This window comes from Streptomyces sp. NPDC086549 (assembly GCF_044746205.1).
In the GTDB taxonomy this organism is placed as follows: domain Bacteria; phylum Actinomycetota; class Actinomycetes; order Streptomycetales; family Streptomycetaceae; genus Streptomyces.
Window position 1 is genome coordinate 31262 of sequence record NZ_JBIVBS010000014.1, and the last position, 13352, is coordinate 44613.

Consider the following 13352-nt stretch of genomic DNA (forward strand, 5'->3'; position numbering starts at 1 on the left):
AGCCGACGGTGGCCGGTGATCAGCCGGTGCGGATGGTCGGGGCAATCATGGTGCCGCGCTGGCGGGAGGGGCTGTCGGTGGATGTGTTACGACATCGCCTGGCAACTGCCGCCCCTGGAGCTGGGGTTCGGCTCGGGCCGGACGTGCCGGTGGCGGCTGGAGGGGTGGCCGCCGCGGCCGTGCGAGCCATCATCGGGCCCCGGTCACGGAAACGCCGTGACCGGGGCCCCAGGATCAGCTACCGCGGAAGGTGCCGACCGCCGCTAGTTCCGGTACCGGAACACGATCCGGCCGCGCGTCAGGTCGTACGGCGGGAGCTCCACCAGCACCCGGTCTTCCAGCATGATCTTGATGTAGTTCTTGCGGATCTTCCCGCTGATGTGCGCGAGCACTTGGTGGCCGTTCTCGAGCTCCACGGTGAACATGGCGCTGCGCAGGCACTCGACGACCTTGCCCTCGACTTCGATGACGTTCTTGTTCTTCGTCATCGCACCAGCTCCAGGTTGCTGCTCATCGGCCGGGCGCCGATGCCCTCGAACAACGCCGAGGCTGCTTGGTTGGACTCGTGGACTTCGGTCCAGGCCGCGGCGAACCCGGAGCGGTGCAGCGTCCCCAGCGCGTGGGCCAGCAACGCCCGCGCGATGCCGCGGCGCTGCTCGCCGGCCCGGACCGCGACCAGCCCGATGCGCGGCCGGTTCACCGTCACCACCCGGATCAGACCCAGGTAGCGGTCCGGCGCCGCGGCCACCGCGTACTTCGACGGGTCGACGATGGTGTCGCCTTCGGGGCGCGGAATTACCTCCGCTGGCATCGACTGCCACCCGACGGTCGCCTCGACTTCGTCACGGATCGCGCGGTCCACCGCCCGCAGCAGAGTCTCGTCCGCCCGACCGGCGGGCAAGATCGTCACGCCCGAAGGCGGCAGGACTGCTTCGAGCCCTGTCACCCGCGGCTCGGTCGGCACGGCGTACTCCCACTCGCGGCGCCGGATCGTGAAACCGGCCCGCCGCCAGCCGGCCGTCAGCTCGACGTCGGCTTCGTCGACCACCGTGTACAGCGGCGTCGGCAGTTCCGCCAGCATCGCCTCGGCAAGCCGGTCGAAGGTGGCGTCGTGCCAGGCGTCGATGCTGACGAACAAGCGTCCGTCGGACCGGTGCTCCGCATGCCCGCGGCCGACCACCAGGTCGTCATCCAGTGCATGCCATTGCCTGTCCGCGACGCGCGTGATCATCACCGCGTTCTCGCTCAGGCCAGATGTGAAAGGCTTCGTGTTCATCGGAGTCTCCTTCCAGGAGTGCCTCGATCTCAGGCGCTCCTGGCGACACCGAAGGTCAGCCGCCGGACCGTGACGGGTTGAGGGAGCACCCATGGGTAACTGTGTTCACGGGGCTCACCTCCATACGACGACTTCACGGTCCACCACGAAACTAGCAGCGGGGCGCCGCCTCGCTCAAAACCTTTTCCTATGAGCCCGTAACGCGATCATGATCCGGTCTTCTTGAGGCGTCTCCAGCAGATGAGACTGCAAGCCAACGAGAGGAAGGAGTCGTGGAGTTCGGTATGTCGTTCCCAGCGGACCGCGAGGCCTTTGAACTGGTGGGGCGGCGCGAAGGCCTGCTCGACGACGTAGGGGAGCTTGCCCAGGCCCTTGATGTTCGAGGAGCCCTTGCGGGAGATCACTGCCCGGATGCGGCGGCGTCGCAGCTCACCGAGCACAGCCTTCGAGTCGTACGCCTTGTCGCCCAGCAGGCACTCCGGCCCCCGTCGGGGCCAACCGGGTCGTCCGTCGACGGGAGGGATGCCGTCGACGAGGTCGAGGGTCGGGGTGATGTCGTTGACGTTGGCGGCGGTCGTGATGACGTGCAGCGGAGTGCCCTTGCCGTCGCAGATCAGGTGGTGCTTGCTGCCCGTCTTCCGCCGGTCGACCGGCGACGGACCGGTCGCGGGGTCCCTCCTTTTTCGCGCGCACGTGGGAGCCGTCTACGCACGCGCGGGTCCACTCGAGCTCGCGAGCCGCGTCGAGCTCGGCGAGCAGGATCCGGTGCAACCGCTCGAAGACTCCCGCACGCTGCCATCGGCCAGGCGCCGCCAGCACGTCTGCCCGGACCCTAACCCCAGCTCCAGCGGGAGGAATTGCCGAGCGATGTCCTGGTGCAGGACATACAGGACGTCCTGCAGACAGAGCTGATCATCCACTGGCCTTGGCCCCGGCGCCCCCTTCGGCCAGGGCGGCAGCAGCGGTTCGATCAGCGCCCACAAATCATCGTCCACGTTCCACGGCCGAGTCGTCACACCCGCCGAACGATGTTGAACAGATTCCGGAGCCGCTCGGAGGCGTCTACGACGCAGTCGCGTATTGCAGACGCTTGATGACTATCCTGCAACGCACGAGCCACTGATACGGCGCGGCGCATGGGGCGGCGTCCCCTTTTCCGTGGCACGGGGGCGAATATCGAGGGGCCTGGGGCCGATCACGCGACCGCGTCGCGACTAGGACCTGCCCGGGGGATCATGCTCGGAGTCGAATGCCCAAAGCATTGGCAAGTAATCCCATCAGGTGTCAGGGCGCCTTCCCGAGTACCGCCAGCGCGAAGCGCACCACCACGAATCTTCACCAGATCGTCAAGGCGCACCCGCATCAGAGGCCCGCCGCAGGCCCGATCAGCAGACCGGACAAGAGCACATCGGAGAGAGTGAAGTGGGCAGCGAAGACGTTCAGCAGCCGAGGTGCGCGGTCCTGGGGCAGCACCTGCCGTGGTCTGACTGCGGTATTCGGGTCGGGGGACACCGTAGCGATGCACGACGGGAGCCAGGCCAAGAAGCTGCCCTGGGGCGCGTGGTCGGGTGGTGGTGTGTATGAGCCTGTCCAGGCCGTTGAGACTCCGTCAGCGCGAGCGGGCAAGGGTTGGACGCTCACCCCCGGACTCGAACTCGTCCCGCCATCGGGCACTCGATGACACGGGCGATACGCGATACCCGTGCCTGCGTTGTCACCCTGCGGATCGAAGTGTCCGGTGCGCGGTGGGACAGTTCCCCGCTCCGCTCGTCAGGGCCGCAGGCCCGCCCGCTTGAGTGCGACGCTGGACAAGTCGGAGATGACCTGCTGGTCCCCGCGGCGCCAGGCATCGGCGAGGCCGCCCGGCGGGATGGCGACCGCGACGAGGTCACGCTGCGGTCCGGTGAGGGTGCGGAGGGCGAGCAGGTCGGCGCCTCCGATGTCGTCGAAGAGGTGTCGGGTGGTGGCGCTGCGCCTGATCCAGCGCAGGCGTGGGGGGAGCCACAACACCAGTACGAAGGTCACCGGCAGGATGATCAGGGCGAGTGCGGTCAGGGTGGCCACCTGGCCCACGATGTGCTGCAGCGACTGTCCGGCATCGGAGAGAGCGGTGCCGGCGCCGGCAGCGGACTGGAGCGGCTTCTTGAGGGAGCCCCCGATGAGTGGCACTTTCGAAGCCGCTTCGGCCGCGTCATCGAGCCCGGAGGCGAGGTTGTCGCCCGCGCTCTGCGCCTTCCGTCCCGGCTCGGCCAGCCGCATGATCGCGTCGTGGACAGTCAGGGCGAACTTCACCGCGGCCGCCATCAGGGCCACGGCGATCAGGTCCGCGAACACCTGACGGCTCCGACGTGCCGGTGTCTGGGCGTAAAATCGCATGGGCGTGCTCCTGCTCCGGTGATGGCATCGGAGATGGCCGGCTGCGGCCAGGTGAGGTATGTCGTTCGTGGCGCGGGGCTCGGCCGGTCGTTTGGCGGTACGTGGGACTCGACTCTTTCACTGGAGTCCACAGGTAAACGTCCTCGACACGGCCTGGGTCGGCGCAGTGGTGCGGTGGGTGCGTGGAGAAGCCGCCAGGTGGACCGTGCGCCCGGGCTCGGGGGCCGCTAAGCCCGAACAGCGAGCCGAAGCCGGGACACCGTGGCGCTCGCCGGAGGTGACGTCTTTCCGAAGACGCATCATGAGGTGGGGGATGGCTTCGAGGGTGGTGTCCAGGGCGTACTTCAGGGCGGCTGCGCTGAGGGATGACGCGCGGTTCGGATGCTGGTCCGGACGGCGCGGTGTCGCCAGGCTGTCTGGGTGGCAGACCGAGTACGCGTCCGCGAGATCGATGACGACGAGGGACAGCGCCTGTTGCGGATCATCCGTAGAGGTATGGGGTCGGTGGTGACCTGGCGTCGGGCGCAGATGGTGTTGCTGTCCGCCCAGGGCATGCCCGTGGTGAAGATTGCCGAGGTGTCGTTCACCGGCGCGGACCGGGTCCGGGATGTGATCCACAACTTCAACACCGACGGCTTCGAGGCGCTCTACCCGAAGTACAAGGGTGGCCGACCCAAGACTTTCACCCTCCCCGAACGCCGGGAGATCAAGAAGATCGCCAAGTCCAAGCCCGCCGAGCACGGCCTGCCGTTCTCGACCGGGAGCCTGGCCAAGCCGGCCGCCTTCCTGGTTGCCGAGGGGGTCGTCGACGACATCGGCCACGAGGGCCTGCGTATCCTGCTCCGCGAGGAAGGCGTCTCGTTTCGACGCATAACGACCTGGAAGACCTCCCGCGACCCCGACTACGCGGGGACCCCGACCGGGAACCCCGGCCCCGCAGGCGGGCGACCTACACCCGCCCCCACGGGGTCCGGCACCTGTTTGCCGCCTACGACCTGGGCAAGGACAAGCTGTACGGCCACATCAAGCCTAGGAAGCACCGCCCGCGGTTCCTGGAGTTCTGCCGCTATCTGCGCAGCCTCTACCCGCCCAAGATCCGCATCGCAGTCGTGCTCGACAACTACTCCCCGCACCTGACCACGAAGAAGGACACCCGCGTCGGTGACTGGGCTGCTGCCAACAACGTCGAATACGCCTACGCACCGATCAGCAGCTCCTGGCTCAACCGCATCGAACCCTAGTTCACTGCCCTGCGCTACTTCACGTTGGACGGCACCGACCACGCCAGCCACAAGGAGCAGGGCAGCATGATCCGCCGCTAAATCATCTGGCGGAACAAGCACACCGCCGATATTCGCTTGCGCACCATCGTCACCCGGGTCAACATCGCCTGACACTTGGCGAAGGCAGAGAAGATGACCCCGCAGACCCACCACATCGATCACGAGCTCATCCGGGCCGCGGCGCATGTGGCTCGCACTCGCTGCCGGGGTGACAACCACACCATGGCAGCCGCCGCCCGCGCCCGGGACGGCCGAATTGTCACGGCGGTAAACGCCTATCACTTCACGGGAGGACCATGCGCGGAACTGGTCCTCATCGGTGCGGCAGCCGCCCAGGGCGCCTACGACCTTGACACAATCGTCGCTGTGGGCGACCGCGACCGGGGGGTTGTCCCCCCGTGCGGCCGGTGCCGTCAGGTCCTTCTCGACTACTTCCCCGCCCTCAAAGTCATCGTTGGCGAAGGCGACCGCGTCCGCACCGTCCCTATCGCCGACTTGCTGCCCGAAAGCTACGTCTGGGCCGACCACCAGCTCGACGCTGAGTAACCACGACACTCAGCACGGGCCGGCACCGCAAGGCCAGCCACTTCCTGGCCTTCACCGCCCTCGCCGCCACGCTCATCTGCTACCGCAGACTGCCCAAATGAAATGACCTGTAAGTGACGTACATAGACCTCGAGAGTCGAGCCAAAGCTAAGGCACACGGTCACCCATATGCTTCGGAGGAAGTCATCGCCGCTGGGTACGACCTGGCAGGCCGGGTCTGCCGAGAACTCCACCGCGCCGGTCTTCCCGCGTATGTCGAGCGTCCGGGAGTGCCGAAACAGCCCGGCGTCGGGGTGGAAGTCGACAGCCAGGGTGAGTACGCCGGAGGCCTCTACGTCCGCTGGAGCGCCCCAGAACTGGGAGAAGCCGGTATGCGGGCAGTGGCAGAACGGCAGGACCCGGCGGCGCCGGAGTGGAAGCGCTACGCCGAGGTCGTTCTACTCATGCAGACGGCATTGATCGGGATCCTGCGGCTGGCCGGCTTCTCTGTCGTGCGGGCCGAGGAGGTCGACGACGTCGCCGAGGGTGATGTGTACGTTCACGCCGATGCAATTGGCAGGGAAGATTCTTGAGCCGAGCAGGCCGCGAAGGACGCACGCGCCGCGGCAACCACGTCGATCCAGCCCTCGGTCACCAAGCGTGTTCCGCTGACTTCCATCCTCTCGGCGACCCTCGCGGGAGCACCATCGCCGACATCACGAGTTCAACTTCAGCAACGTCCTCCGGCCACACGCGCCGCCACAGGGTGCTGTCCGCTCCCGTCCTCTGTTCGACTCCCGGCGCAGGAGCGACGCCTCCCGAAGTCGTGAACAAGTGGGTGCACCTGGCGAGGCGGCTTGTCAGTGGCTGCTGCTAACTTCCGCTGCGCTGTCGGAACTGGATGCAGAGGCGGGGCTGTCGTGGGTGCGTCGGGGTGGGAGTACTACGTTCCTTACCAGGAGGATCTTGGAGCGGCGTTGGATGCCCTGAGGCAGAAAGTCTTCGAGGGGCAGGACTACTACTGGGATCCCTGGGGCGCAGGCGACGCTGACGAGGCCAGGGTGCGACCGTCAACGCTCGGCCAGCTGTGGGAGGATGAGCAGGTGCAGGAAGAAGGAACGCACACGATCCTGGACATGCACAGGGTGTTGCGGCCAGGTGAGGATCCTGACTATGGCACCGTGCAGCCCGTTCAGCCTGTCGAGGCTCACCGGATGGCCGGGACCGACCGCCTCACGCGGGCACACGTGCAGGCGATAGAACCGCTTGCCAATCGACGCTGGTTCGGCAGATGCGCGGTCCTGCACGACTCCTACGACCGTCCGGAGGAAATCTACTTCTGGGGCTTCTCCGGTGACTGAAAGGGCCTTGCTGCCGAGTCTCAGTTTGATGTCCGGAAAAACTCTCATCCCTATGTCTTGTGTTCTTCTGTTGCTGCAGCCCTTGTTGCGTGCTCATTTGCTGATTCTTGGCGGAATCAGGAGTGGCCAGGGGCTGGGTGACCGGTGGTGGGCGCGTGGGTCCTGTGAAGAAGGGACCAAAGGGATCAACTGAAGAGATCTTGCTGCTGAATGACTCCTGCTAAGGCGGGCATATGCAAGATGGCTTCTACGGTCGGCGCACCAGCAGCCGTACCCGGCGCAGCATGTTGCGCGGAAGGCAGTGCAGCAGCGCCGCCAGGAACAGCCGATCACCTGGAGTGAACCACACCCTGTCTTCACCGAGTTGGCGTTCCGGCACCGTGATCTGATGACGCAGCGCCAGGATCTCCACGTCCTTGCCGTCGTCGCTCATCGGCAGCAGGCGCAGCACGGCTTCCTGTTCGGGATCGGCTTCGACACCACGACCGAGGTCCTGCTTCTCGCCCTGGCCGGCAACGGCGCCGCCGCCGGCCTCCCCTGGTACGCGGTCCTGTGTCTCCCGCTGCTGTTCGCCGCCGGCATGAGCCTGTTCGACACCCCCGACGGCACGTTCATGAACTTCGCCTACCAGTGGGCGTTCTCGAACCCCGTCCGCAAGGTGTTCTACAACCTCACGATCACCGGCCTGTCCATCGCGGTGGCCTTCTTCGTCGGCACCATCGAGCTGGTCGGCGTCCTGCACGACAAGCTCGGCCTGAGTGATGACGTCACCGGCTGGATCGCGGGCCTGAACCTGGACAACGTCGGCTATGTCATCGTCGGCCTGTTCGTGGTCGTCTGGGCCGTGGCCATCGCCTACTGGCGCCTGGCCAAGGTCGAGGAGCGCTGGAGCACCCGCACCGCCGACACCGGCTGAGGGACGGCACACCGCGGCTGTCGCCGCAGCCCACGGCACGCCTAGAGAGCACGTCCAGGGCACAGCGCAACGGAAACACCATGGACCAGTGGAATCCGCCTGTTCACCCCGTCCTCGGCGTGCTCGTCTCCCCGCAGGACGGCTGGACCGCGAAGGTCACCAACACCAAGCTCAAGACGCCGGTCAAGACCGATGACGGCACCATCACCGATGCCGTCTCGGAGATCACCTGGACCGGCGGCAAGATCGAGCCCGGCCACTACGAGGACTTCAACGTGGCCTTCGGCCGGCTGCCCGAGGACGCCGATCAGCTGACCTTCAAGACCCTCCAGAGCTACTCCGACGGCAAGACCGTCCGCTGGATCGAGGAGGCCCAGGGCAACGAGGAGCCGGAGAACCCGGCGCCGGTCCTCAAGCTGACCGCCAAGGGCGCGGAAGAAGGCAGTGCCACGCCGACGGACTCGTTCGCGCGTCCGACGAGCGCCGCGAGCTCCGACTCGAGCGCGTCCGACGACTCGACTGCACGGGGTCTTGGTGTCGCCGGCCTCGTGGTGGGCGTACTGGGGCTGGCCGCGGCCGTGTTCGCCGTCGTGCGCACGCGCTCCACCAGGGGCGGGGACGCGTAGCACGCGTATCCGCCATGTGGCGCACGTCATAATTTCGTGTCGGAACTCGGCCCTCCATCCGTCCGACTCCTAGAACGGTACGGCTGAGACTGGTTCCCGCCGTACGACGGTTCGAGGCGACCAGGAAGGTCGAGCATGGCCGAGTCCCGACACTCCTCCCACATCGCGGGCGTGGTTCCCCGCACGCTCATGCCCCCGCCCGCGCTCTGCGGGTTTCTGTTGCTGCTGGCGTTGGTCTTCTCGGTGTCCTACGCCGTGGGGACGGCCGCCGGACCGGTGGCGCCGGGCATACACGGCACCGGCGCCGGTGGTGACAGTGGCAGCAGCGGGGGCGGGGGCGCCGGTGGCACGGGTGGCATGCCCGGTATGCACGGGGGCGGTGAGTGATGGGAGCCGAACCGGTGGCGCCGCTCGTCGTCACGGATCTGACGGTCGGCGGTATGACGTGCGCCGCCTGCGTGCGGCGGGTGGAGAAGAAGCTCGCCAAGCTCGACGGGGTCACTGCCACCGTCAATCTCGCCACCGGACTCGCCCGGGTCAGCCATTCGGCGGACATCCGTCCGGAGGACCTCGTCACCGCTGTCGAACAGGCGGGATACGAGGCTGCGCTTCCCGACCCCCCCGCGCCGGAGAAGAGCGACGGGAGCGGCGGTGACGAGGACGAATCCGAGGCCGCAGCCCGGCAAGAGCGCGAGCGGCTCATCGTCACCGCGCTGCTCGCCGTCCCCGTCCTGGTGCTGTCGATGGTGCCGTCCTTGCAGTTCCGTAACTGGCAGTGGCTGTGCTTCATGCTGGCGGCCCCGGTGGCGGTGTGGAGCGCCTGGCCGTTCCACGTACGGGCGGTGCGCGGGCTGCGCCACTCGGCGGCCACCATGGACACCCTCGTCTCGCTGGGCGTGGTGGCGTCCTTCTCCTGGTCGACGTACGCGCTGTTCCTCGGGGGAGCGGGCGATCCCGGCATGCTGATGCCGTTCAGTCTGCTGCCGTCCGCGTCGGACGGGCCGGCGCATGTGTACCTGGAAGCCGCGGTCGGTGTACCCCTGTTCGTGCTGACCGGACGGTTCCTGGAGGCGCGGGCCAGGCGGGGGACCGGAGCCGCCCTGCGATCCCTGGCGGAGCTCGCAGCCAAGGAGGTGTCCGTACGCGACGAGCACGGCGAGCGCTCCATCCCCATCGGACAGCTGCGGGTGGGGCAGGTCTTCGTCGTGCGTCCCGGCGAGCGGGCCGCCACCGACGGCCGGGTGGTGGAGGGCAGTTCCGCCGTGGACCTGTCCCTGGTCACCGGCGAGAGCGAGCCCGTCGAGGTGGGACCCGGCTCGGCCCTGGTCGGCGGAGCCGTGAACGCCGGCGGTCTGTTGCTCGTCCGTGCCACAGCCGTCGGGGCGGACACCCAGTTGGCCCGCATCACCCGGCTGGTGACGGAGGCCCAGGCGGGCAAGGCGCGAGCGCAGCGGCTGGCCGACGCGGTGGCCGGAGTGTTCGTGCCCGTCGTGCTGACCATCGCTGTCACCGTGCTCGGGTTCTGGCTCGGTGCCGGAGCCGACCCACAGGCGGCGATCACCGCGTGCGTGGCCGTACTCGTCGTGGCCTGCCCCTGCGCGCTCGGCCTTGCCACGCCGACCGCCCTGATGGCCGCCACCGGCCGCGGGGCGCAGCTGGGTGTGCTGGTCAGCGGCCCGCAGACGCTGGAGGCACTCCAGCACGTCGACACAGTCGTCTTGGACAAGACGGGCACGCTGACCAGCGGCCACATGACCGTCGCACAGGTCACCGCCGTTCCAGGCGGTCTCGGCCAGAAAATCGTCCTTCGCCTGGCCGGTGCTGTGGAACAGGGCTCGGAGCATCCGCTGGGGCGGGCCATCACCGCATGCGCACGACGCTCCGCGGCCGAGGAGCCACTGCCCGCTGTGCGGGACTTCGTGGCCACGCCGGGGCGGGGAGTACACGGCCGCGTGGAGGGCCGTACGGTCGAAGTGCTCGTCCCGGACGATGAGTTGCCGGCCGCCCTGGCGGATGCCCTCGTCGCGGCGGAGACCGCCGCGCACACCCCGGTCCTCGTCCGGGTGGACGGGGTGGCCGAAGCGCTGATCGCGGTCGGCGACGTCGTCCGGCCCGGCAGTTACCGGGCCGTGGACCGGCTGCGCAGGCTCGGGATCCGCCCGGTACTCGCCACCGGTGACCGAGAGGCACCCGCCAGGGCCGTCGCCGACACGCTCGGCATCGACGACGTGCACGCCCGCTGCACGCCCGAGGACAAGGCCGCCCTGGTGCGGCGGTTGCGGGACGAGGGCGGCCGGGTCGCGGTCGTCGGAGACGGCGTGAACGACGCCGCCGCGCTCGCCTGCGCTGATCTGGGCATCGCCATGGGCAGCGGTACGGACGTGGCCATCGGCGCGGCCGACCTGACTCTCGTACGTGGGGACATCGAAGCCCTGGGGGACGCCGTCCTGCTCGCCCGGCGCACGCTCGGCACGATTCGGGTCAACCTGGTGTGGGCCTTCGGCTACAACGTCGTCACCGTGCCGCTCGCCATGGTCGGACTGCTCAACCCCATGGTGGCGGCGGCCGCGATGTCGGCCAGCTCCGTGCTGGTGGTGGGCAACAGCCTGCGCTTGCGGGCCTGGCGGCCTGCGCCGGCCCCGGCGCGCGAGCGACGTCAGAGGGGGGCCGGTCGCCGGTGAACGGGCTCCTCACCCACCTGTCGGCACAGTTCACCGATCGCAGGTGGCTGACCGACACCCTCCTCGCCGTCCTCGTGCCCGTCGCCGCGTCCAGCCTGGCCCTGGCGGGCCTGACCACCTGGGTCGGTGCGGGCAACGCGGGCAGTCCGGCCCGCATACGCGTCAGCGAAGGACGCGTTCTCCTCCCGACCGCCGGTTCCTCCGAGACGGCGGCGTTCTTCCGCATCACCAACGAGGGCGGCTCGGCCGACCGTCTGGTGGGGGTCACCTCGCCCGATGCTCACGGCGGAATAACGCTGGCCCGCCATCGCATGGGGAGCGGAGCTACGGCCTATCGGTCCCCGGTCGACTCGATCGAGATACAGGCGGGGAAGAGCGTCGCGATGTCGCCCCGCGGCGTGGACCTGACGGTGACTGCCGCGGACGGCGAGTGGCGGGCGGGCGACCTCGTGTCGTTCACACTGACGTTCAGCCGCAGCGGCCGGGTGAAGCTGCCTGCTGTCGTGGTCCGACCTGGAACGATCGCGTTCTAGCAGCAGCTGCCATCGAACCGTCATGTTCCAGAAGTCGCTGCTGAGGCCCGTTGAGTTCCCGCCCTGCTGCTGTGGCGTGTGTCACTCTGCTCTGGTTGAGTCCGGGGGCAGGTGTTTGTACGTACCCTCTGACAACGATCGGACCACGGGTGCGAAGATGAGCGCGTCATGACTGTCGGAGGGTGGTGCCGCACGCTGCGGGCCGGTGTGTTCGCCGCCGCATGCGTGCTGCTTGCTGCCCTCGGCCACGTGATGATGTCCGGTGCCACAGTGCCCTGGTGGGCCATGGCGACGGGCGCTGCCGGGACGGGTGCCGCCGGATGGTGCCTCGCCGGCCGTGAGCGCGGCCGCACGCTGATCGTCACAGTCGTGATAGCGGCCCAGGCGGTGCTCCACGAGACCTTCTCCCTGGCGCAGTTGCTCGCGTCCGGCACGCACGCGGGTTCGTCCGCCATGGCAGATGGCATGGACTCCATGGACATGGGTTCCATGCACATGGACGCGATGGGCACGGTCGGCATGGGACATCTGGGAGCGGGCTCCGTGGCCCACATGGAGCCAGGCACGCATGGTGTGCACGGCATGGGAGGCAGCGGCCTGTTCGGCATGTTCGCCGCCCACCTGCTCGCCGCGGTTCTCTGCGGCCTGTGGCTCGCGTACGGCGAGCGCGCGGTCTTCCGCATCCTGCGGGCCGTCGCCGCCCGCCTGGTGGCACCCCTGCGGATGCTGCTCGCCCTGCCTGTGCCGTCACGCCGGCCGTCCGTGCGAAGGCGCCGCGACTCCGGTCGTCGGACCCTGGCACGACTCCTTCTCTGTTACGCGATCATCTCCCGGGGGCCGCCCGTAGGTCCCGCTGTCGCCTGAGACAGCCGGATCCACTGGGGCTCCCCCTCCTTTTTCCTCTCAGAGGGCCTTCTGAGCCTTCCTCAGAAGAGTTCATCGGTCGTGTCGCGAGCGGTTCCTGAGAACCCATGAGCACTGCTGCACGCACACGAGTCCGCACGAGCCCCGGGCACCGCCGTACCACCCCTACGGCTGCACCCCACTCACCGGAGAACCGTGGTCTCACCATCGCCTGGGCTCCGGATGACCTGAGAAGGACACCTCGTGATCACTTCTGCCCTGCCTGCTTCGCGACCGCAGAAGGCCTCGGCGGACGCCTCGGCGACCGCCTGGGCGCTGGCCGCCCGGAGCGGTGACCCGGACGCGGCCGAACGCTTCGTGCGCGCCCTGCACGCCGACGTGCTGCGTTACGTCGCCCACTTGGGGGCGGACCCCCAGAGCGTCGACGACCTGACGCAGGACACGTTCGTGCGGGCCCTCGACAGCCTGCACCGGTTCGAGGGGCGTGCCTCGGCCCGTACTTGGCTGCTGTCCATCGCCCGCTGCGCGGTCGTCGACAGCTTCCGCCGCGCCGCCGTCCGGCCCCGGACGGCGCACACCCAGGACTGGCAGACGGCCGTGGAAGGGGCTCAGCCCCGTGGTCTGCCGGGCTTCGACGACGGCATTGCGCTCCTCGACCTGCTGGACGCACTCCCCGACGAACGCCGTCAGGCGTTCGTTCTGACCCAGGTGGTGGGGTTGTCCTATGAGGAGGCGGCCCGGCTCGGTGACTGCCCGGTCGGCACTGTGCGGTCCCGCGTGGCCCGCGCCCGGATGACCCTGATGGCACTGCTGGTCGAGGCCGAAAGACCCGGCCCGATCGTGGACGCGGAGGAGCCCGCTCATCGCGCACCCGTTCCGGTCGGCGCACCGGCCTGAGCGTGACGGAGCCG

General features: G+C 68.5%; 13 protein-coding genes and 3 pseudogenes. 11 read left to right on the forward strand and 5 right to left on the reverse strand.

The annotated features are described in order from the left end of the window. Window positions 1-263: 263 nt before the first annotated feature. The 4 genes and pseudogenes from infA to ACIPSA_RS35200 form a co-directional block, all read right to left on the reverse strand. Window positions 264-488, reverse strand: a complete 225-nt coding sequence (infA, locus tag ACIPSA_RS35185) for a translation initiation factor IF-1 (protein ID WP_010981942.1) — start codon at window positions 486-488, stop codon at window positions 264-266. Next, the gene (locus ACIPSA_RS35190; RefSeq protein ID WP_402642157.1) at window positions 485-1276 is read right to left on the reverse strand and encodes a GNAT family N-acetyltransferase; all 792 of its coding nucleotides are present in this window, start codon (window positions 1274-1276) and stop codon (window positions 485-487) included. The genes infA and ACIPSA_RS35190 overlap by 4 nt, the downstream gene beginning before the upstream one ends. Before the next feature lie 206 nt (window positions 1277-1482). Beyond that, a pseudogene (locus tag ACIPSA_RS35195) lies at window positions 1483-2271 on the reverse strand (IS5 family transposase). A 775-nt stretch (window positions 2272-3046) separates the two neighbouring features. Next, window positions 3047-3652 carry a hypothetical protein gene (locus tag ACIPSA_RS35200; RefSeq protein WP_402642160.1) on the reverse strand — a complete coding sequence of 202 codons (606 nt, stop codon included), beginning with the start codon at window positions 3650-3652 and terminating at the stop codon, window positions 3047-3049. Between the two features lie 420 nt (window positions 3653-4072). Between ACIPSA_RS35200 and ACIPSA_RS35205 the strand changes: the two are divergent. The 4 genes and pseudogenes from ACIPSA_RS35205 (at window position 4073) to ACIPSA_RS35220 (ending at window position 6821) form a co-directional block, all read left to right on the forward strand. Next, window positions 4073-5046: pseudogene (locus ACIPSA_RS35205) on the forward strand (transposase). Between the two features lie 21 nt (window positions 5047-5067). Beyond that, the gene (locus ACIPSA_RS35210) at window positions 5068-5481 is read left to right on the forward strand and encodes a cytidine deaminase (protein ID WP_402642696.1); all 414 of its coding nucleotides are present in this window, start codon (window positions 5068-5070) and stop codon (window positions 5479-5481) included. A 113-nt stretch (window positions 5482-5594) separates the two neighbouring features. Beyond that, window positions 5595-6053 carry a hypothetical protein gene (locus ACIPSA_RS35215; protein ID WP_402642163.1) on the forward strand — a complete coding sequence of 153 codons (459 nt, stop codon included), beginning with the start codon at window positions 5595-5597 and terminating at the stop codon, window positions 6051-6053. Between the two features lie 327 nt (window positions 6054-6380). Then, complete coding sequence (locus tag ACIPSA_RS35220) at window positions 6381-6821, forward strand: hypothetical protein (protein ID WP_402642166.1); 441 nt, start codon at window positions 6381-6383, stop codon at window positions 6819-6821. Between the two features lie 247 nt (window positions 6822-7068). Here ACIPSA_RS35220 and ACIPSA_RS35225 read toward each other — a convergent pair whose 3' ends face one another. Further along, window positions 7069-7233 carry a hypothetical protein gene (locus ACIPSA_RS35225; protein WP_402642169.1) on the reverse strand — a complete coding sequence of 55 codons (165 nt, stop codon included), beginning with the start codon at window positions 7231-7233 and terminating at the stop codon, window positions 7069-7071. Between ACIPSA_RS35225 and ACIPSA_RS35230 the strand changes: the two genes are divergently transcribed. The 7 genes and pseudogenes from ACIPSA_RS35230 (at window position 7210) to ACIPSA_RS35260 (ending at window position 13338) form a co-directional block, all read left to right on the forward strand. Beyond that, window positions 7210-7737 (forward strand): HoxN/HupN/NixA family nickel/cobalt transporter, encoded by a 528-nt coding sequence (locus ACIPSA_RS35230; RefSeq protein WP_402642171.1) that lies wholly within the window; start codon window positions 7210-7212, stop codon window positions 7735-7737. The genes ACIPSA_RS35225 and ACIPSA_RS35230 overlap by 24 nt on opposite strands. Before the next feature lie 95 nt (window positions 7738-7832). After that, a pseudogene (locus ACIPSA_RS35235) lies at window positions 7833-8363 on the forward strand (YcnI family protein); the annotation flags it as partial. A 135-nt stretch (window positions 8364-8498) separates the two neighbouring features. Then, window positions 8499-8750: a hypothetical protein gene (locus ACIPSA_RS35240; RefSeq protein WP_402642173.1), complete on the forward strand. Its 252-nt coding sequence runs from the start codon at window positions 8499-8501 to the stop codon at window positions 8748-8750. Continuing rightward, window positions 8750-11044, forward strand: coding sequence for a heavy metal translocating P-type ATPase (locus ACIPSA_RS35245; protein WP_402642175.1), 2295 nt, complete (start codon window positions 8750-8752; stop codon window positions 11042-11044). Before ACIPSA_RS35240 ends, ACIPSA_RS35245 begins: the two co-directional genes overlap by 1 nt. Beyond that, entirely contained in the window at window positions 11041-11577 is a 537-nt protein-coding gene (locus ACIPSA_RS35250) for a copper chaperone PCu(A)C (RefSeq protein WP_402642177.1), read from the forward strand. Before ACIPSA_RS35245 ends, ACIPSA_RS35250 begins: the two co-directional genes overlap by 4 nt. Before the next feature lie 168 nt (window positions 11578-11745). After that, window positions 11746-12441, forward strand: a complete 696-nt coding sequence (locus ACIPSA_RS35255; RefSeq protein ID WP_402642180.1) for a hypothetical protein — start codon at window positions 11746-11748, stop codon at window positions 12439-12441. A 243-nt stretch (window positions 12442-12684) separates the two neighbouring features. Then, a complete protein-coding gene (locus ACIPSA_RS35260) occupies window positions 12685-13338 on the forward strand; it encodes a sigma-70 family RNA polymerase sigma factor (RefSeq protein ID WP_402642182.1) in 654 nt (217 codons plus the stop codon). The last annotated feature ends 14 nt before the right edge of the window (window positions 13339-13352 follow it).

Bases quoted from the DNA above. Each gene is read 5' to 3' on its own strand.
- infA (WP_010981942.1), bottom strand. From the start codon at position 488: ATGACGAAGAACAAGAACGTCATCGAAGTCGAGGGCAAGGTCGTCGAG.
- ACIPSA_RS35245 (WP_402642175.1), top strand. From the start codon at position 8,750: ATGGGAGCCGAACCGGTGGCGCCGCTCGTCGTCACGGATCTGACGGTC.
- ACIPSA_RS35255 (WP_402642180.1), top strand. From the start codon at position 11,746: ATGACTGTCGGAGGGTGGTGCCGCACGCTGCGGGCCGGTGTGTTCGCC.
- ACIPSA_RS35190 (WP_402642157.1), bottom strand. From the start codon at position 1,276: ATGAACACGAAGCCTTTCACATCTGGCCTGAGCGAGAACGCGGTGATG.
- ACIPSA_RS35210 (WP_402642696.1), top strand. From the start codon at position 5,068: ATGACCCCGCAGACCCACCACATCGATCACGAGCTCATCCGGGCCGCG.
- ACIPSA_RS35230 (WP_402642171.1), top strand. From the start codon at position 7,210: ATGACGCAGCGCCAGGATCTCCACGTCCTTGCCGTCGTCGCTCATCGG.
- ACIPSA_RS35240 (WP_402642173.1), top strand. From the start codon at position 8,499: ATGGCCGAGTCCCGACACTCCTCCCACATCGCGGGCGTGGTTCCCCGC.
- ACIPSA_RS35200 (WP_402642160.1), bottom strand. From the start codon at position 3,652: ATGCGATTTTACGCCCAGACACCGGCACGTCGGAGCCGTCAGGTGTTC.